Source organism: Streptomyces sp. NPDC005820 (assembly GCF_040630255.1).
In the GTDB taxonomy this organism is placed as follows: Bacteria; Actinomycetota; Actinomycetes; order Streptomycetales; family Streptomycetaceae; genus Streptomyces.
On record NZ_JBEXXE010000029.1, the window covers coordinates 125,528 to 144,016 of the forward strand.

Below are 18,489 nucleotides of genomic sequence, written 5' to 3' on the forward strand. Positions count from 1 at the left end.
CTCGTACGCGCCGGTCAGTGGAAGAAGTGCCGCGTCCCGGTGAAGTACATGGTGATGCCCGCCTTCTGCGCGGCCTCCACCACCAGCTCGTCACGGACCGAACCGCCCGGCTGCACGATGGCCTTGACCCCGGCGGCGCCCAGGACGTCGATGTTGTCCGGGAACGGGAAGAACGCGTCCGAGGCGACGTACGCACCGCGCGCCCGCTCCTCGCCCGCCCGCTCGACGGCGAGCTTGCAGGAGTCGACCCGGTTGACCTGGCCCATGCCGACGCCGACGGCGGCGCCGTCCTTGGCGAGCAGGATGGCGTTGGACTTCACGGCCCGGCAGGCCCGCCAGGCGAAGGCGAGCTCGGCCAGCTCCTCGGCGCCGAGGGCGTCGCCGGTCGCGAGGGTCCAGTGGGCCGGGTCGTCGCCGTCGGCCTGGAGGCGGTCGGTGACCTGGAGCAGGACGCCGCCGTCGACGGGCTTGACCTCGACCGGGTTGGCGGGGGCGCCCGGCGCCTTCAGCACCCGGATGTTCTTCTTCTTGGCGAGGGCCTCCAGGGCCCCCTCCTCGTAGTCGGGCGCGACGATGACCTCGGTGAAGATCTCGGCGACCTGCTCGGCCATCTCCTTGCTGACGGGCCGGTTGACGGCGATGACGCCGCCGAAGGCCGACAGCGGGTCGCAGGCGTGCGCCTTGCGGTGCGCCTCGGCGACATCGGCGCCGACCGCGATACCGCAGGGGTTGGCGTGCTTGATGATCGCGACGCACGGCTCGTCGTGGTCGTACGCGGCCCGGCGCGCGGCGTCGGTGTCCGTGTAGTTGTTGTACGACATCTCCTTGCCGTGCAGCTGCTCGGCACGGGCGAGGCCGGCGCCGCTGCCGTCGACGTAGAGCGCGGCGGGCTGGTGCGGGTTCTCGCCGTAGCGGAGGGTGTTCTCCCGCTCCCAGGTGGCGCCGAGGAAGTCGGGGAAGCGCGACTCGTCGACCGGCGCGTAGGAGGAGGCGAACCAGGACGCGACCGCCACGTCGTAGGCGGCGGTGTGCTGGAAGGCCTCGGCGGCGAGCCGCTTGCGGGCGGCGAGGTCGAAGCCGCCGCCCTGCACGGCGGCGAGGACGTCGCCGTAGCGGGCGGGGCTGGTGACGACGGCGACCGACGGGTGGTTCTTGGCCGCGGCACGGACCATCGACGGACCGCCGATGTCGATCTGCTCCACGCACTCGTCGTCGGAGGCACCGGAGGCGACGGTCTCGCGGAACGGGTAGAGGTTGACGACGACCAGGTCGAACGGCTCGACGCCGAGCTCGGTGAGCTGCTCACGGTGGCTGTCGAGGCGCAGGTCGGCGAGGATGCCCGCGTGGACCTTGGGGTGCAGCGTCTTGACGCGGCCGTCCAGGCACTCGGGGAAGCCGGTCAGCTCCTCGACCTTGGTGACGGGGACGCCGGCGGCGGCGATCCGGGAGGCGGTGGACCCGGTCGAGACCAGCTCGACACCGGCCTCGTGCAGCCCCCGGGCCAGCTCCTCGAGACCGGTCTTGTCGTACACGCTGACGAGCGCGCGCCGGATCGCCCGCTGGGAGCTGCTCTCGGTGGTCTGGGCGGTCACTGGATAACTACCTTTCGTCCCTCAATGCGATAGCCGTTGCGGGCGAGCCGCCCCACGACCTCGACGAGCAGCCTTCGCTCGACTTCCTTGATGCGCTCGTGCAGAGCGCTCTCGTCGTCCTCGTCCCGGACCTCGACCACGCCCTGGGCGATGATCGGTCCGGTGTCGACACCGTCGTCGACGAAGTGGACGGTGCAGCCCGTGACCCGGGCCCCGTACGCCAGCGCGTCGCGCACACCGTGCGCGCCGGGGAAGCTGGGCAGCAGCGCGGGGTGCGTGTTGACGAACCGCCCCCCGTAGCGGGCCAGGAACTCCTTCCCCACGATCTTCATGAACCCGGCGGAGACGACGAGGTCGGGCTCGTGGGCGGCCACGGCCTCGGTGAGGGCGGCGTCCCACTCCTCCCGGCTCCCGTGGTCCTTGACCCTCGTCACGAAGGTGGGGATGCCGGCCCGCTCGGCGCGGGCGAGCCCCTCGATCCCGTCCCGGTCGGCTCCCACGGCGACGATCTCGGCCCCGTAGGCCTCGGCGCCGGTGGCGGCGATCTCGTCGAGGAGTGCCTGCAGATTCGTACCGGATCCGGAGACCAGCACGACGAGGCGCTTGGCCACGGACGGCTTGGCGGCCACGGGGAGAACCCTTTCTCGGGGAAGCAGCTGCGCACGGCCGACGGCGACGGGCGAACGCGTGACTTGTACGTTCGTACGAATGCATCGCGCCCCCGGATACGGGGAAGCCTACGAAGCAGCCGACCGTCAGCAACGATACCGGCACACGAGGCGGCCCCCACGGGACGGGGGCGTGGCCGGAAGGTAGCGTCTGCGAGGAGCGGGATCGGGAACGCGGTGCCCGCGCGGTGCGTTCCCACTCCGAGAGCTCACCGAAAGCCGAAGCTGGACAGTCGTTTCACCTAGGGGAAGACGCTCATTTGATGCCGGACCGCAGCCTGCGACTCCACCCGCTCCCCCCGCAGCCCGTGCCGGGAGAGCGCGGCGCCCTGCTGCGCGAGCGCCCGTCATCGCCTCCCGAGTCCGACAAGCCCCGGGAAGGCCGGGAAGGCCGGGAAGGCCGGGAAGGCCGGGAAGGCCGGGAAGGCCGGGAAGGCCGGGAAGGCCGGGAAGGCCGGGAAGGCCGGGAAGACGGCACACCCCAGGGCGGCTCTCCCCAGGGAGACGAGGACAACCCGTTCGCTCCTCCCCCCGAGGGCACCCCCGACCGCCCCTGGCAGCCCCGCCGGCCGGCGAACGGCGGCGGCGAGACGCCCGCCCCCTGGGGCCCGCCGAACGGCGGAGGCGACTCCCCCGACGGCGGCCGCTCCCCGTGGGGCGGCCAGTGGAGCGACCAGCAGCCCGGCCGTTCCAACGGCGGCGGCTTCGGCGAGCGCCCCGGCGGCGGTCCCGAGGGCCCGCCCCCCACGCCCAACCCCCGCTGGGACCCCACCGACCCCGCCCAGCGCCGCGCCCGCTACGCGCTGCTGTGCGGCATGTGGGCCTTCTTCTTCGCCCTCTTCGGCTGGCCGTACGTGGCCCTGCTGCTCGGCGCCCTCGCCCTGAACTGGGGCATCAGCGCCCTGCGCACCAAGCCCCGCACCCCGGACCCCGACACCCCGGCGCCCCCGGCGGGCCGCCCCCAGACCACGGCGGCCATCAGCGGCCTGGTCACCGCGTCGCTCGCCCTCGCCCTGGTGGCCGTGACCTTCACCGCCCAGCTCGTCTACCGCGACTACTACACCTGCACCAAGGACGCCCTCACCAACGAGGCCAGACAGTCCTGCAGCGACCTGCTCCCGAAGGAACTGAAGGGAATCCTGGGCGCGAACACGTAAGGGGATCCCGGGCGCGAACACGCGAACACGCGGGGGCTGTGCCTCTTTCGGTGCCGGCTCAGGACCCCTCCCCGCCCGCTGCCTCCCGCAGTGCGGCCCATCGCGCCTCCCGGGCCCCGTCGCCATGCCACCCCGGCTCCCCCGACGGCACCCCCATGTCTCCCTCCGCCTCGCCCTCCACGGCGTCGAAGTCGTACGGCTCACCCCCGTACTCCGGTTCCGCCCCCTGCTCCGCCTCCCCCTGCCGCCCGACCACGGCTCCCACCCCCGTCCAAGAGAACTCCCTGACCCCCCGCCCCCGCCACCGCCGCACCCACAACCCCACCGGCACCCCCACCCCCACCACCCACACCACCACCGCTGCCCCCACCTGCCACCCCACCGGCCCGAACCGCGCCATCGCGCCCACCCCCAACGCCCCACCGGCCAACCCGCCGAGCACCCCCACCACCCCTCCGCACCCCACCCCGGCCACGGCCACACCCCCCACGGTCCGCCACCGCGACCACGCCTCCACGGGGGCTTCCGCCACCCCGCCGCTGGATCCGGCGCCCGCGCTCCCCACGAACACCCCCACCACCGCCCCGGCCACGACCGGCACCACCCCGGCCGCCCAGTTCCACACCGTCCCCGCCCCCGCCTCCGGCACCGCCGCCAGCAGCGGAAACGGCGGCAGCAAGGGCGCCGGATCGGACCCCAACGGCGTCACCACATGCCCCACGCCCAGCACATAGCCGGGCCCCAGCGCATACGCCGCCCCCCACACCGCCGCGTTCGGCACCAGCGCCAGACACAGCAACAACACCGCGAACCGCCCCGACCACCCCTCCGTGAGGTGCAGGAACGCCGCCCGCGCCGCGCCCGCGTGCCACACCGACGACACCGCCACCAGCAACGCCCCGCCCCCCACCAACGCCACGGCCCCGGCGCCCGCGGCCCGCGCGGCCACCGCGGCCCAGTCCGCCCCCTCCCGCCGGGGCACCACCCGCTCGAACGGCTCCCGAGGACGCCCGCACGCCGACCACACCCCCACCCCCGCCGCCACCACGGCCACCGCCGGCACACACACCGCGGTCCACCCCCACGAGGGCCGCAGCGCACCCCCGGCGGCATAGCAGGCCACCGCGATCCCCACCCCGAGATACCCGGCCACGACCCCCACCCACGCCGTACGCGCGCCGACGGCCGCACCGACCGGCTCGCCCCGCTCCTCTCCCCCGCTCCCGCCCTCACCCTCCACCGCGTCCCGAGCGGCCCGGTGCACCAGCCACACCGGCAGCACCAGCAGCAGCAGCGGCGTGATCCCGACCGGCGCCGGCACCCCGGACAGCGTGTCGGTGCGCACCAGTTCCGCCCCGTGCGCCAACAGCCACAGCGCGGCGGCGACATGCAGCGCCCCGCCCGGCCCGCTGTCCGGATACGGCGAACTGATCCACAGCACCATCACCAGCACGGCGAACACCCCGAGCCCCAGCCCGGCGGCCAGGACCCCGCCGAGCACGGAGGCCACGAGCCCCGGTGAGCGATCACGCATACGGGAGGAGAGCGAAGACGGCGTCACGCCCGCCATGGTCCCAACGACACGCGCTTTACCGGCGTAACAGGCGAACTATCGCCGTGTCACTCAAAATACGGTTATGTTATTTTTCGTACGAAGCAGCTCCCGGCGCCGCCGCATGCGGGGGGCGTACGCGTGAAGAACCCGCCGCCGCCCCGGTCCGGCGCCCCCACCCCCACCCGGCTGACGCCCGCTCAGGCCTTCGACGCGCTGTACGGGTTCTGCGCCCGCGCCCTCGTACGGCAGAGCTATCTCCTCTGCGGCCGCCGTGAACTCGCCCGTGAATCCGTCGAACGGGCCTTCCAACTCGCCTGGCAGCGCTGGCCCGAGGTGGCCGTCGACCGCGACCCGGCGAGCTGGGTCCGGGCCGCCGCGCACGAGTACGCGCTCTCCCCCTGGCACCGGTTCCGCCCCCGCTTCCGGCACCGCGAACCCCCGCCCGCCGACGCCGCCGACCGCGCCCTGCTCGCCGTACTCCTCACGCTCCCGCCGTCGTACCGCCGTACGGTCCTCCTCTACGACGGTGTCGGCCTCGATCTGCCGGAGACGGCGGCGGAGACGGAGGCGAGCACACCGGCGACCGCGCACCGTCTGCTGCACGCGCGGGAGACCCTCGCCGCGTCGCTGCCCCTCCTGGCCGACCCCGCCGCGCTGCACAGGCGCCTCGCCGAGCTGGCCTCGGGGGAACGTCTGCGCGCGGCCCGCCCCGCGACCGTCCGGGCGGGCGGTGAGGCCCGCGCCCGCTTCTGGACCCGGGCGGCGATCGCGTTCACGGTGACGATCATCGGTGCGACGGCCCTGACCCTGCGTACGGCCCCCACTCGGTACGACCCGCCGGTCCCCCCGGGCAAGACGGTCCAGGGAGTACCCCCGGAGGCGGCTCCCGGCATCCTGTCGAAGAAGCAGACGGCGCTGCGCAAGAAGCTCCGGTCGAGCCCGGCGAACGGCCCCGAACGACTCGCACCGCAACCACGCTGACGCCGCCCTTGGAGCGAAACGCCGTGGGCCCGCCCCCCACCCGGGGAACGGGCCCACGAACGTTCAGCTGTTCAGCTGATCGGCTGTTCAGCCGGCGAGGATCTCGCGCGCCAGCTTCGCCGTCTCGGTGGGCGTCTTGCCCACCTTGACGCCGGCGGCCTCGAGGGCCTCCTTCTTCGCGGCGGCCGTACCGGAGGAGCCGGAGACGATGGCGCCGGCGTGGCCCATGGTCTTGCCCTCGGGCGCGGTGAAGCCCGCGACGTAGCCGACGACCGGCTTCTTCACGTTCTCCTTGATGAAGGCCGCGGCCCGCTCCTCGGCGTCGCCGCCGATCTCACCGATCATCACGATCAGGTCGGTGTCGGGGTCGGCCTCGAACGCGGCGAGCGCGTCGATGTGGGTCGTGCCGATGACGGGGTCGCCACCGATGCCCACCGCCGACGAGAAGCCGATGTCACGGAGTTCGTACATCATCTGGTACGTCAGCGTGCCGGACTTCGACACCAGGCCGATACGGCCCGGCTTGGTGATGTCGCCCGGGATGATGCCGGCGTTCGACTGACCGGGGGTGATGAGACCCGGGCAGTTGGGGCCGATGATCCGCGTCTTGTCGCCCTTGCTGACCGCGTAGGCGTAGAAGGCCGCGGAGTCGTGGACGGCGATGCCCTCGGTGATGACGACCGCGAGCGGGATCTCGGCGTCGATGGCCTCGACGACGGCGGCCTTGGCGAAGGCCGGCGGTACGAAGAGCACGGACACGTTGGCGCCCGTCTTCTCGATCGCCTCGGCGACGGTGCCGAAGACCGGGATCTCGTTGCCGTCGATGTCGACGGACGTGCCGGCCTTGCGGGGGTTCACGCCGCCGACGATGTTCGTGCCGTCGGCCAGCATGAGCTTGGTGTGCTTCATGCCCGTGGCACCGGTCATGCCCTGGACGATGACCTTGCTGTCCTTGTTGAGGAAGATAGCCATGGCTGTGGTGTCCCTCGTCCCTTACTTCGCAGCCGCGAGCTCGGCGGCCTTGTCGGCCGCGCCGTCCATGGTGTCCACGCGCTGGACCAGCGGGTGGTTGGCGTCGGAGAGGATCTGACGACCCAGTTCGGCGTTGTTGCCGTCCAGACGCACGACGAGCGGCTTGGTGACGTCCTCGCCGCGGTCCTCCAGGAGCTTCAGCGCCTGGACGATGCCGTTGGCGACCTCGTCGCACGCGGTGATGCCGCCGAAGACGTTGACGAAGACGGACTTGACGTCCGGGTCGCCGAGGATGATCTCCAGGCCGTTCGCCATGACGGCCGCGGAGGCGCCACCGCCGATGTCGAGGAAGTTGGCGGGCTTGACGCCACCGTGGTTCTCACCGGCGTACGCGACGACGTCCAGGGTGCTCATGACGAGACCCGCGCCGTTGCCGATGATGCCGACCTCGCCGTCGAGCTTGACGTAGTTGAGGTTCTTCTCCTTGGCGGCGGCCTCGAGCGGGTTGGCCGACGCGTGGTCGACGAACTCCTCGTGTCCCGGCTGACGGAACTCGGCGTTCTCGTCCAGGGAGACCTTGCCGTCGAGAGCGATGACCTCGCCGGAGGCGACCTTCGCCAGCGGGTTGACCTCGACCAGGAGGGCGTCCTCCTTGATGAAGGTGTCCCACAGCTTGACGAGGACGTTCTCGACCTTGTCGGCGACCTCGGCCGGGAAGTTCGCGGCCTCGACGATCTGACGGGCGACCTCGGGGGTCACGCCCACGTTGGCGTCGATCGGCGTCTTGGCGACGGCCTCCGGACGGGTGGCCGCCACCTCCTCGATCTCCATGCCGCCCTCGACGGACGCGATGGAGAGGAAGGTGCGGTTGGCACGGTCGAGGAGGAAGGAGACGTAGTACTCCTCCACGATCTCCGGGGCCGTCTCGGCGATCATCACCTTGTGGACCGTGTGGCCCTTGATGTCCATGCCGAGGATGTTGGTGGCGTGCTCAACGGCCTCGTCCGCGGTGGCGGCGAGCTTCACGCCACCGGCCTTGCCACGGCCGCCGACCTTCACCTGGGCCTTGACGACGGACTTGCCACCGAGGCGCTCGGTGGCTGCGCGGGCCGCCTCAGGCGTGTCGATGACTTCACCGGCCAGCACCGGTACATCGTGCTTGGCGAAGAGGTCCCTCGCCTGGTACTCGAACAGGTCCACGCGCTTCCGTCCCTATCAGTGATCTCGCGGTTCGTTGGATGCGTGGGCGTGCCGCGATGGGCAACGTGACGTCCGCCGTCTGTCACAAGGGAGGCGCACACGGTGTCCGAGCGCGCGGCATGTCCGTCTCGCAGGTTATCGCTGCTTGCAGGAGGCCCCTAAATCGAGGGTCACACCTGAGCGGTGATACCTGTCACATGATGTCGCGCTCACTGGCACGCAGTGTCGCGTGTGCGGGGCCTCACCGGGTTGGGGTTGACCCGGTGAGGCCCCTTGAGCAGCCCTTTCAGGGCCGCGGGCGGGCGATCCCCACCCCAATGGGGACCCCTCGCCCCCCTCCATGAGGCTCCACCCGGACAGTCCGACGGCTTCGGCCGTCCGGGCTCGTCACCTCACGAAGAACAGGGGAAGCGCCGGGAGGCGCTGGGGGAGGAGAGCGATGGGGTCAGCGGCCGTACGGATCCACTGCGGGGCCGACCCCGGCGGCGAAGGGAGCGGCCTCGTCTTCGATGCGGTACGCCGGGCCGGTCGCCTGCTCGGTCAAGCCGTGCGCGCACCGCTCCACGGCACCGACGAACCCGTCGGCGACCGGGAGGGCGGGTGCCTGCGCTTCGGCCGCTCGGGCCGCTCGCAGCGCCTGCTCCGCCCGGGCGGCCCGGGCACCCTCGATGACCAGGGCGGCACCGTTCCTCGCCCTGACCGCGGCCCTGGTCCTGATGTGGGTGACGGTGGCGGTGTCCGCGCCCGCCGAGGTCACGTCCTCCCTGACGGAGGCGGCGAAGAAGGAACGGCGAATGTTCTTGTTCATGGGTACGTCAGATCCTTTGGGGGGTTCCGAGACTTCGGAAGGCTTGGGACGTTCCGGCGCCGGAGCAGGGGAACTCCGGGCGGGTGGGCAGACCTGTTCCACCCCCGCGCGGCAGGTCTGCAGCGAGGGAAGGGCTGCCCGGTCCTAGCCGGGGAAGACCGGAATGTCCCGGTGCCTGTCCCGGGTCTCGGCCGCGTCGGACCGCACGGCACCGCCGGACACCAGCGGCACCGGCATCCGGTGGGACACCGTCACGGCGTGCGTGTCGCCGTGCCGCGACGCCCCGCCGTCGAGAGCGGACGCACCACCAAGGAGACCGCTGGGCACACCGCCGGGAGCCCGGTGCGCGGGACCCCGACCGGCACGGGCGGGCGCCGGGTCACCGTGCGCCACCGCGCGCACGCCGGCCGCGTCGCCGAGGACGACGGGCAGCACGGGTCCGTACGACCCCGTGGCCGCGTCGGCCGCCTCGTGCCCCGGGGACACGTGCCGGGACCGGTGCCGGTCGGGCGACGAGGTCACCGGGGAGTCCGGCACGGGCGCCTGGACGACGGGCACGGGAAGGGTCTGCACCGGGAGCGAGGGCGGCTCGGAAACGTCCGGCGGCTCCGTCGGATCCGGCAGATCACCCAGGTCGGGAAGGGCCGGCAGCTCTGTCAGGACGGGCAGTTCCGCAGCGGCCTGTGCCACCTGCTCGGTCACCACCGTCACCACGTCACGAACGGGCTGCAGAACACGGTCGGTGTGCACCACCGGAGCCGAGGCCTCAACCGTCCCCGAGAGAACGGCCGTCACATCCGTCACGGCCGTCGGCGTCCCCTCCGCCGCCTGCGCCTGCCCTCCGCAGAGGAAGCCGAACGCGATCAACCCGCCCACCAGCAGCGCCAGTTGAAGCGCACGCCGCCCGACCGCTTCGCGCAGAACGCGCAGCGCGGCACCGGGCAGAACGGTGGACGAGGCCAAGAAGGGAGGATCCTCCCGTGCGAGGAACGTGTGAGCGAACGCGCGAGAAACCGTACGAGCGAACGTGCGCCGATCCTTGCACGCGCGTCCCGTGGTGACGCAACTCCCCTAGGGCCCATGTCCCTTTTGCGGACGCGGATGTCGCGGGAGTCACACGGTGTCCGGCACCGGAAGCGGACGCTTCTCGATCGCCGCCGCCATCACCTCCGGGAACAGGTCGGGGGTGCAGGCGAACGCCGGTACGCCCAGCGCCGCGAGCGCGGCCGCGTGCTCATGGTCGTAGGCCGGAGCCCCCTCGTCCGACAGCGCGAGCAGCGCCACGAACTGCACACCGGACGCCTTCATCGCCGCGACCCGCTTCAGCATCTCGTCGCGTATGCCGCCCTCGTACAGGTCGCTGATCAGCACGACGACCGTCTCGGCGGGCCGGGTGATCCTCGACTGGCAGTAGGCGAGCGCCCGGTTGATGTCCGTGCCGCCGCCGAGGTGGGTGCCGAAGAGGACGTCGACCGGATCGGCCAGCTGGTCGGTGAGGTCGACGACCGCCGTGTCGAAGACGACGAGCCGGGTCTCGAGGGACCGCAGGGAGGCGAGCACCGCCCCGAACACGGAGGCGTGGACGACCGAGGCCGCCATCGACCCCGACTGGTCGACGCAGAGGACGACCTCCTTCTTCACGGACCGTGCCGCCCGCCCGTGTCCGACCAGCCGCTCCGGCACGATCGTCCCGTGCTCGGGAAGGTAGTGCCGGAGGTTGGCGGCGATGGTGCGGTTCCAGTCGATGTCGTGGTGGCGCGGCCGGTGGACGCGGGCACTGCGGTCGAGGGCGCCGGTGAGGGTGGCCCGGGTACGGGTGGCGAGCCGCTTCTCCAGGTCCTCGACCACCTTGCGCACAACGGCCCGTGCCGTCTCCTTCACCGTCTCCGGCATCGCCTTGCTCAGCGAGAGCAGCGTGCCGACGAGGTGCACGTCGGCCTCGACCGCCTCGAGCATCTCCGGCTCCAGCAGCAGCGCCGACAGCCCGAGCCGGTCGATGGCGTCGCGCTGCAGCACCTGGACGACGGAGGTGGGGAAGTACGTCCGGATGTCCCCGAGCCAGCGCGCCACGGACGGCGCCGACGCCCCGAGCCCCGCCGAACGGTCCCGTCCCGTCGCCGGACGCTCCCCCTTCCCGTAGAGCGCGGTGAGCGCCCCGTCCATCGCGGCGTCCCGCCCGGACAGCTCCTGCCCGGTCCCGTCCGCCGTGTCCCCGCCGAGCACCAGCCGCCACCGCCGAAGCCGCTCCTGAGCGGGATCGCCCGCGTCCACCGTCATCTGCCCACCCCCGCACGGTTGTCGTCCTGGACTTCCCCCGGGCCACGGACCTCACCGAACCCGTCGTCCAGCCCCAGCAGCAGCCGCACCACCGGCAGCACGGCGTCGGCCCGCTCCTCGTCGGGCTCGGCCGCGAACCCGGGCGCTCCCGCCCCCGGCCCCACCGCGCCCGCCCGCTCGCCGGGCCCCCGCCTGACCAGTTCGCCGAGCGTTCTGCGCACCCCCGGCTCATAGGCCGAGAACGTCCGCCGCAGCAACGGCAGTACATCCGTGAACGCCTCCGCCGGCACCCTCGTGAGCCATCCGTCGACCAGTGCGAGCAGCCGCTCGTCGTGCACGAGCAGCAGCCCTCCCCCCGAACCGCCGCCGACGAACCCCTCGATCCACGCGGCCGCGACCCCGGGCGGTGTCCCCGGCGACAGCGCGAGCCCCATGAGCCGGGCCGCCTCCTCCTGCCCCACCTCCCCGTCGTCGAGCAACAGCCGCACGGCCCGGCCCCGTACGACGCCCGCGACCCGGTCCCGCCCGGACAGCGCCCGCAGTACTCCCCGCCAGCGCGCCCGCAGATCACCGTGGCGCGCGAGGGGGCCATCCGGTGGCGAGGGGGTGCGGGCGGCGGTCCCCCGCGGTGCCGCCGCCTCCTCCAGCAGCCCCACCGCCCCGTGCACCGCGTCCACCTGGCGCCGCATCTCCTCGGCCGCGTCCGGGTCCAGGCCGGTGCAGGCCGGGGGCAGGCCGACGAAGATCCGTTCGGCGAGGCCCACGGCGACCTCCGCGAGCGCGCCGGTGTCGGTACCGCGTACGTCGCCGTAGCGCAGGGAGCGGACCAGGGCGGGCAGGGCCCGGGCGAGCCGGCCGACGTCCGTGTCGAGCGCCGCCCGGTCGGTGAGGACCCGCATCACGACGGGCAGCGCGTCGGGGAGGCCGGCCGCCAGACAGCGCTCGGCGAGCGCGGTGACCTCGGCGAGGTCCCGCGCGGAGACGGCGTCCGCCTCCGTCCTGGCGGTGGCCGCGGCGCGTACCGTCGTCCCCCACACACCGGCCTCGGCGACCCGCACGGACAGTTCCGGTTCCCAGCGCAGCCGCCAGGTCTCCCGGAAGGTCCCCGTGCTGCCCCGTGAGGCCGTCGGCTCGCCCCAGGCCACGCCCAGCAGCCGCAGCCGGTGCAGCAGCCTGCTGCGTCCGGCGTCGGTGTCCTTGCGCAGATCGAGCTCCACCTCCCGCTCCGCCGCCTCCGGTTTGAGCCGCAGCCGGCGCTGGGCCCGGTCCAGGTCGCGTTGCAGGGGCACCGCAGGCGCACCGGCCGGCACCTCGCCGAGCACGTCCCCGACCACGAGCCGGTCCCGCACCAGCGCCAGCGGTACGTCCGCCCCGTCGCACAGCACGGCCCGTACCGCGTCGGTGGTCTCGCTCAGACCGGGGAGCGGCCGGCCGCGCAGCGCGGCGAGCGTCTCGGCGAGCCGGACCGCCTCGATGACATGCGCCGGGGACACGATCCGGTCCTCCGCGCGCAGCAGCCCGGCCACCTTGGTCAGCCATCGCTCGACCGGCCGGTCCGGCGCGCCGAACAGATGCGCGTACCAGCCGGGCGAGTCGATGCCCGCCCCGTATCCCCCGTCGCGGGCCAGCCTGCGGTGGGTCCACGGCACCCAGGTCAGTTCGGCCTTGACCTTGGCGAGCCCCTTCAGCAGGGCCCGGTCGTCGGCGACGGCGACCTTGCGGCGCAGGGCCGGCACATGCCAGGCCCCGCACACCACGGCCACCCCGCCGTCCCCGAACTCCTTCTGCGCCGCCCGCACTTGGAGCCGCATATGCGCCTCCCGCACGAGGTCGCGGTCCCCCTCCGCGCCCTCGTACGTCTCCCGCACCGCCGTCATGGCCTCCTCGACGGCGGCGAAGGGTGCGAGCGGGTCGCGCCCGCCTGCGCCCCGGTGCTCGACGACGTCCTCCCACCAGCGTTCGGCGTCGTCGTACCCGGCGGCCTCGGCGAGCGCGCCGAGCGGATCGACGCGCACTGCGCCGCCCGGCGCGCGGCTCTGTTCCTCTGCCGCCGTGTCCTGTGCGGCGGTGTCCTGTGCGGCGGTGTCCTGTGCGGCCGGTCCGTCCTCGCTCTCCGTCCGGCCTTCCCAGGCCAGGGTGTGGGTGGCGGGGAGGTCGATGAAGCGGGCCGGAACGCCCCGCTCCAGCGCCCAGCGCAGCGCCACCCACTCGGGAGAGAACTCGGCCATCGGCCAGAACGCGGAGCGTCCCGGCTCGTCGACGGCGTGGGCGAGCAGCGCGACCGGCGGCCGCATGTCCTGCCCGACGGCGAGGGGGATCAGCGGGTCGGCCTCGGGCGGCCCTTCGATCAGCACGGTCCGGGGGCGGGCGGTCTCCAGCGCCGCCCGCACCGCCCGCGCCGACCCGGGTCCGTGATGCCGCACCCCGAGCAGCAGCGGCCACCGCACGCCCTCGGCGGGCCGCGCGCTCTCCCCGATCCCCGTCATCGCCTACCCCCCTGTCATCCCGTCCGTGTCGTCACGTCCGTCGTCACGTCGGTCGTCACATCTGTCGTCACATCTGTCGTCACGCACGCGGCCAGCGCGAGTCGTTGTCCTCGTTCATGCGGTTCATGTGCTCACCCCCCTTCGGTGCCGGTCGCAGCCGCGGCCATCTCGAGTCCTCGTCGTTCCGGTTCACGCACTCACCTCCCTGCAGGCGCGGTAGAAGTCGCTCCAGCCGTCGCGTTCGCGGAGCACCGTCTCCAGGTACTCCTGCCAGACCACCCGGTCGGCGGCCGGATCGCGGACGACCGCGCCGAGGATTCCCGCGGCGAGGTCGCCGGGCCGCAGTACGCCGTCGCCGAAGTGCGCGGCCAGGGCGAGACCGCTGGTGACGACGGAGATGGCTTCGGCCGTGGACAACGTGCCGCTGGGAGACTTCAGCTTGGTTCGGCCGTCGGCGGTGATGCCGTCGCGCAGTTCGCGGAAGACGGTCACCACGCGACGGATCTCGTCGACCCCGTGCGGTACGGCCGGCAGCTCGAGGGAGCGGCCGATCTGGTCGACACGCCGCGCCACGATGTCGACTTCGGCGTCGGCACTCGCGGGCAGCGGCAGCACCACCGTGTTGAAGCGGCGGCGCAGAGCGCTGGACAGTTCATTGATCCCGCGGTCCCGATCGTTGGCAGTGGCGATCAGGTTGAAGCCGCGAACCGCCTGAACCTCCTGCCCCAGTTCAGGTATCGGCAGCGTCTTCTCCGACAGGATGGTGATGAGTGTGTCCTGAACGTCGGCCGGGACGCGAGTCAATTCCTCGACGCGGACCGTCGCCCCCTCCGCCATGGCGCGCATGACGGGACTGGGGACGAGGGCGTCCGGGCTGGGGCCGTGCGCCAGCAGTTGCGCGTAGTTCCAGCCGTAGCGGATGGCCTCCTCCGGGGTGCCCGCCGTGCCCTGCACCAACAGGGTCGAGTCACCGCTGACCGCCGCGGCCAGGTGCTCGGACACCCAGGTCTTGGCGGTTCCGGGCACGCCGAGCAGGAGCAGGGCGCGGTCGGTGGCGAGGGTGCTGACGGCCACCTCGACGATGCGGCGCGGTCCCACGTACTTCGGTGTGATCGCCGTGCCGTCGGGCAGGGTGCCGCCGAGGAGATAGGTGGCGACGGCCCACGGCGACAGCTTCCAGCGCGCCGGGCGCGGGCGGTCGTCCTGGGCGGCGAGCGCGGTGAGTTCGTCGGCGAAGGCGTGTTCGGCATGCGGCCGCAACGCCTCCGCGGATGGTGTCTGACCGGGTTTCACGAACGTCGGGTCTACGGACACGGACATGGCTGAGGTCCCCTCCAGCTCGGCCGGTTCGGGTCTGGTGTCCACCGTGCACCACGCCACTGACAATGCGTTCCGACCTGCGAAAACGTCTTGGATCGGGGGTGCGGCGGGGGTGCGGCGGGCGCTCGCCGGGCCGATTGTCAGTGGGGGGATCTACCGTCGGTGGCATGACTCAGCAGGAGGTGCGCCGGACCGCGGACCAGGTGCTGGCACTGGCGCCTGACTCCGCGTCACGCAAAGCGGGGAGCAAACTCGGCGTGGCCGGGGCGTGGTCCGGGACGGGCAGGTCGCGGGAGGGGACGGTGTGGGGAGTGTGCGGTGGCAGCGGCGGCGTGCCGTACCGCACGGTCGTCGACACCTCGGCCCCGCCCGGCGACCCCGGCCCGGGGTACGACTGCAGTTGCCCGAGCCGCAGGTCCCCGTGCAAGCACGTGCTCGGCCTGCTGCTGCTCCGGTCGGCCGGGGAGGCGGCCGTCCCGGTGGGGCCGGCGCCGGACTGGGCCGAGGAGTGGATCACGCGACGGCACGGGCGTACGGGGGAAGCGACGGAGAAAGGGAAGCCGGGGAAGACAGGAGACGCGGGGGGAACAGGGGAGACAGGAGACGCGGGGGAGACAGAGGAGGTAGGGGGGACAGGGGAGAAAGGGGCAGCGGGCGCGGCGGCCGCGGTGGGTGTCGGCCCCGGCGCGGCCGGTCGGGAGGCGGCGCGCCGGAGGGCGGAGCGGCGCGCCGAGCGGATCACCGCGGGGGCGACGGAGCTGGAGCAGCGCCTGGCCGACCTCCTGCGCTCCGGCCTCGCCACGGCCGACCGGGCGGGCCACGGGCTGTGGGAGGAGACGGCGGCCCGCATGGTCGACGCCCAGGCCCCCGGACTGGCGGCGCGGGTGCGGGAGTTGGGGACGATCCCGGGTTCCGGCCCCGACTGGCCGGTCCGGCTGCTGGAGGAGTGCGCCCTGCTCCACCTCCTCGACCAGGGCTGGCTGCACCGCGAGCGGCTCCCGGGTGCGCTGGCCGCCACGGTCCGCTCCCGGGTCGGCCTGACCGCCCGTCCGGCCGGCCCGCCGCTGCGCGACCACTGGCTGGTCCTCGCCCAGCACGACACGCCGGACCCGAAACTGACGACCCGCCGTATCTGGCTCCACGGCGTGGCCTCGGGCCGCACCGCCCTCGTCCTGTCCTACGGCGCCGCCGGCCGTGCCCCCGACCTCGCCCTGCCGGTCGGTCTGGCCCTGGACGCGGAGCTGACCGCGTACCCGGGCACCGGGCGGCACCGGGCGGCCCTGGGCGAACAGTTCGCGCCACCCGCACCGACCACGGCCCGCCCACCGGGCCTGACGACCACCGAGGCGGCCGCGCTCTACGGCGAGTCGCTGTGCGACGACCCCTGGCGGGAGTCCGTCCCGGTGACCCTGGACGGTGTCATACCGACCCCCGACGGCTCTTCCTGGCAACTGGCCGACGCCGACGGCGACACGGCCCTGCCGCTCACCCCAACGGCCGCCGCCCGCCCCGGCCTGTGGCGCCTGGTCGCCCTCTCGGGCGGCACCCCGGTGAAGGTGTTCGGCGAGTGCGGCCACCGGGGTTTCACCCCCCTGACGGCCTGGCCGGCCGGGCCCGGAGAGGCGGTCCACCTGTGACCGAGACCGAGGGGACAGACATGCACCCCACCTCGACGCCGACCACACACCTGCCCCTGATGGGCACCGCCCCCACCTGGGAGGACCTGGTCACCTCGGCGCTCCTGGGCACGGATCGCCGTACTCCCCCGGGGTCCGTCCCCGGCCGGTCGGCGCCGTCCGCGCTCCTGGACGCGGCGGCGGCCGAGACCGTAAGGCGCCGGGCCGGGCTGCGTCCGGGCCGGGCCGCGACCCGCCCGGAACCGGCGCCCGCCGACCCGCGGCCCGTGCTGCCCGCTCCCGCGGCCCGCAGACTCGCCCTGCTGCTCGCCGACCGCCCCGGCACCGGCGGAACCGGCCGCAGGGGCACGGCACCGGACCTCGTGGAACTGCTGCCCCAGTGGCTTGCGGCGGCGAACGCGCATGGGTACGCCCCGCCCGCCGAGGCCCTGCCCGCGCTGCTCGACGCGGCACGCGAGCGTACGGACCTGCGGCCGGCGGCGCTGAGGTTCGCGGGCCCGCGCGCCCTGTGGCTGGCCCGGCTGAACCCGGAGTGGCGGTTCGCGCTGCGCGCCGCGCCGGGCGGGGACGCCTCGTTGCCGCGTCCGGAGGAGACCGGGCGGATCGAGAAGCTCTGGCAGGAGGGCCTGTTCGCCGAGCGCGTCGCCCTCCTCGCCTCCCTGCGCTCGCGTGCCCCCGACGCGGCCCGCGCGCTGCTGGAGTCGACCTGGCCGACGGAGCGGGCGGAGGACCGGCTGATGTTCCTCGACTCGCTGCGCACCGGCCTCGGCGAGCGGGACGAGCCGTTCCTGGAGGCGGCGCTCGCGGACCGCAGCCGCAATGTGCGGGCGACGGCGGCCGAGTTGCTGTCGGCGCTGCCGAACTCGGCGCTCGCCGCGCGGATGGCGGTCCGGGCCGGCGCGTGCGTGGCCGTCGACCACACGGGCGACACGCCGACGCTCGTCGTCGAGGCGCCGCACGAGTGCGACGCGGACATGGAGCGCGACGGCGTCGCCGCCAAGGCCCCGGCCGGCCGGGGTGAACGCTCGTGGTGGCTCGGCCAGCTGGTGGAGGCGGCCCCGCTCACCGCCTGGCCGGCGCGGCTGGGCGGACGTACCCCGGAGCGGATCGTCGCGCTCCCGGTGGCCGACGACTGGCTGGGCGAACTGCACGCGGCCTGGTGCCGGGCCGCCGTACGGCAGCGGGACGCGGCCTGGTCGCGGGCGCTGCTGGGACCGCCGTCCGCGCCCGGGGCGGGTGGTCCTGGCGCGGTATCCCTGGCCGAGCGGGCCAAGCTGCTGGGCACCCTGCCGGTGGGCGAACGGGCGGAGTGGGTGGCCGGGTTCATCGCGGCGCACGGACTGTCGGAGGCGTTCCAGCTGCTCGGGGTGTGCGCGGTGCCCTGGGCCGCGCCGCTCGGCCGGGCGGTGGTCGACGCCCTCAACATCGCCCGGGACGCGGGGAGTTACCCGTGGAGCTTCAGCGGGGTGATGGGCCTCGCCGAACGCTGCCTGGATCCCTCCGAGGCCTCCCGGCTGGACGCCCTGCTCGCCGTACCGGACGAACGGGAGGACGCCTCCCCCGGGGCCGGGGGCTACTGGGCGGAGGCGTTCCAGCGCCTGGGGACGACCTTGCGGCTGAGGGCGGTGATGGCACAGGAGCTGGAAGGGGAACCACCGTGAGGCGAGCCGCCCCCGAACCGCTCGGGCCGCCCGGGGCGACGAAGGCCGCCTGTCGATGTCCTGCGACCCGATCCGAACGACAGCCCCTAGAAGACTCATGAAGATCTTGGGTTCTGGCCCCGCCGCGTGAGCGGCGGGGCCAGACTCGTTTTCGTGGCGATGGGCGAGTGGGCCG

General features: G+C 73.7%; 14 protein-coding genes. 4 read left to right on the plus strand and 10 right to left on the minus strand.

Annotated elements, in window-relative coordinates; all coding sequences use genetic code 11:
* Nucleotides 1–14: 14 nt before the first annotated feature.
* Together purH and purN are read right to left on the minus strand one after the other, a co-directional pair.
* Nucleotides 15–1,592: a bifunctional phosphoribosylaminoimidazolecarboxamide formyltransferase/IMP cyclohydrolase gene (gene purH, locus ABZ464_RS32145; RefSeq protein WP_359282630.1), complete on the minus strand. Its 1,578-nt coding sequence runs from the start codon at nt 1,590–1,592 to the stop codon at nt 15–17.
* The gene (gene purN / locus ABZ464_RS32150; protein WP_359282633.1) at nt 1,589–2,221 is read right to left on the minus strand and encodes a phosphoribosylglycinamide formyltransferase; all 633 of its coding nucleotides are present in this window, start codon (nt 2,219–2,221) and stop codon (nt 1,589–1,591) included. The genes purH and purN overlap by 4 nt, the downstream gene beginning before the upstream one ends.
* Nucleotides 2,222–2,523: 302 nt before the next feature.
* Here purN and ABZ464_RS32155 point away from each other — a divergent pair, with 302 nt between their 5' ends.
* A complete protein-coding gene (locus ABZ464_RS32155; RefSeq protein WP_359282636.1) occupies nt 2,524–3,417 on the plus strand; it encodes a hypothetical protein in 894 nt (297 codons plus the stop codon).
* Between the two features lie 58 nt (nt 3,418–3,475).
* On the opposite strand, the gene ABZ464_RS32160 is transcribed toward ABZ464_RS32155, so the two are convergent.
* On the minus strand, nt 3,476–4,951 hold the full coding sequence (locus ABZ464_RS32160; RefSeq protein ID WP_359282691.1) for a DUF6350 family protein: 1,476 nt from the start codon (nt 4,949–4,951) through the stop codon (nt 3,476–3,478).
* Nucleotides 4,952–5,110: 159 nt separating this feature from the next.
* On the opposite strand from ABZ464_RS32160, the gene ABZ464_RS32165 reads away from it, so the two are divergent.
* On the plus strand, nt 5,111–5,953 hold the full coding sequence (locus ABZ464_RS32165; RefSeq protein WP_359282638.1) for an RNA polymerase subunit sigma-70: 843 nt from the start codon (nt 5,111–5,113) through the stop codon (nt 5,951–5,953).
* 87 nt (nt 5,954–6,040) lie between these two features.
* Here the strand turns inward: ABZ464_RS32165 and sucD are convergent, their stop codons facing one another.
* The 7 genes from sucD to ABZ464_RS32200 form a co-directional block, all read right to left on the minus strand.
* Nucleotides 6,041–6,925 carry a succinate--CoA ligase subunit alpha gene (sucD, locus tag ABZ464_RS32170; RefSeq protein WP_352349355.1) on the minus strand — a complete coding sequence of 295 codons (885 nt, stop codon included), beginning with the start codon at nt 6,923–6,925 and terminating at the stop codon, nt 6,041–6,043.
* 21 nt (nt 6,926–6,946) lie between these two features.
* Nucleotides 6,947–8,125 carry an ADP-forming succinate--CoA ligase subunit beta gene (sucC, locus tag ABZ464_RS32175; RefSeq protein ID WP_359282640.1) on the minus strand — a complete coding sequence of 393 codons (1,179 nt, stop codon included), beginning with the start codon at nt 8,123–8,125 and terminating at the stop codon, nt 6,947–6,949.
* Nucleotides 8,126–8,570: 445 nt separating this feature from the next.
* Entirely contained in the window at nt 8,571–8,933 is a 363-nt protein-coding gene (locus tag ABZ464_RS32180; RefSeq protein ID WP_359282643.1) for a hypothetical protein, read from the minus strand.
* Between the two features lie 144 nt (nt 8,934–9,077).
* Complete coding sequence (locus ABZ464_RS32185; protein WP_359282644.1) at nt 9,078–9,896, minus strand: hypothetical protein; 819 nt, start codon at nt 9,894–9,896, stop codon at nt 9,078–9,080.
* Between the two features lie 150 nt (nt 9,897–10,046).
* Nucleotides 10,047–11,210: a VWA domain-containing protein gene (locus ABZ464_RS32190; RefSeq protein WP_359282646.1), complete on the minus strand. Its 1,164-nt coding sequence runs from the start codon at nt 11,208–11,210 to the stop codon at nt 10,047–10,049.
* Nucleotides 11,207–13,696 (minus strand): DUF5682 family protein, encoded by a 2,490-nt coding sequence (locus tag ABZ464_RS32195; protein ID WP_359282649.1) that lies wholly within the window; start codon nt 13,694–13,696, stop codon nt 11,207–11,209. Before ABZ464_RS32195 ends, ABZ464_RS32190 begins: the two co-directional genes overlap by 4 nt.
* A gap of 189 nt (nt 13,697–13,885) precedes the next feature.
* Nucleotides 13,886–15,016 (minus strand): AAA family ATPase, encoded by a 1,131-nt coding sequence (locus ABZ464_RS32200; RefSeq protein WP_359282650.1) that lies wholly within the window; start codon nt 15,014–15,016, stop codon nt 13,886–13,888.
* Nucleotides 15,017–15,183: 167 nt separating this feature from the next.
* On the opposite strand from ABZ464_RS32200, the gene ABZ464_RS32205 reads away from it, so the two are divergent.
* Nucleotides 15,184–16,653, plus strand: coding sequence for an SWIM zinc finger family protein (locus ABZ464_RS32205; protein ID WP_359282653.1), 1,470 nt, complete (start codon nt 15,184–15,186; stop codon nt 16,651–16,653).
* 20 nt (nt 16,654–16,673) lie between these two features.
* A complete protein-coding gene (locus ABZ464_RS32210; protein WP_359282655.1) occupies nt 16,674–18,314 on the plus strand; it encodes a DUF5691 domain-containing protein in 1,641 nt (546 codons plus the stop codon).
* Nucleotides 18,315–18,489: the final 175 nt, after the last annotated feature.

Coding starts and splice junctions, on each gene's coding strand:
- ABZ464_RS32205 (WP_359282653.1), top strand. CDS start 15,184: ATGACTCAGCAGGAGGTGCGCCGGACCGCGGACCAGGTGCTGGCACTG.
- sucD (WP_352349355.1), bottom strand. CDS start 6,925: ATGGCTATCTTCCTCAACAAGGACAGCAAGGTCATCGTCCAGGGCATG.
- ABZ464_RS32180 (WP_359282643.1), bottom strand. CDS start 8,933: ATGAACAAGAACATTCGCCGTTCCTTCTTCGCCGCCTCCGTCAGGGAG.
- ABZ464_RS32200 (WP_359282650.1), bottom strand. CDS start 15,016: ATGTCCGTGTCCGTAGACCCGACGTTCGTGAAACCCGGTCAGACACCA.
- ABZ464_RS32195 (WP_359282649.1), bottom strand. CDS start 13,696: ATGACGGGGATCGGGGAGAGCGCGCGGCCCGCCGAGGGCGTGCGGTGG.
- ABZ464_RS32190 (WP_359282646.1), bottom strand. CDS start 11,210: ATGACGGTGGACGCGGGCGATCCCGCTCAGGAGCGGCTTCGGCGGTGG.
- ABZ464_RS32155 (WP_359282636.1), top strand. CDS start 2,524: ATGCCGGACCGCAGCCTGCGACTCCACCCGCTCCCCCCGCAGCCCGTG.
- ABZ464_RS32160 (WP_359282691.1), bottom strand. CDS start 4,951: ATGCGTGATCGCTCACCGGGGCTCGTGGCCTCCGTGCTCGGCGGGGTC.
- ABZ464_RS32210 (WP_359282655.1), top strand. CDS start 16,674: ATGCACCCCACCTCGACGCCGACCACACACCTGCCCCTGATGGGCACC.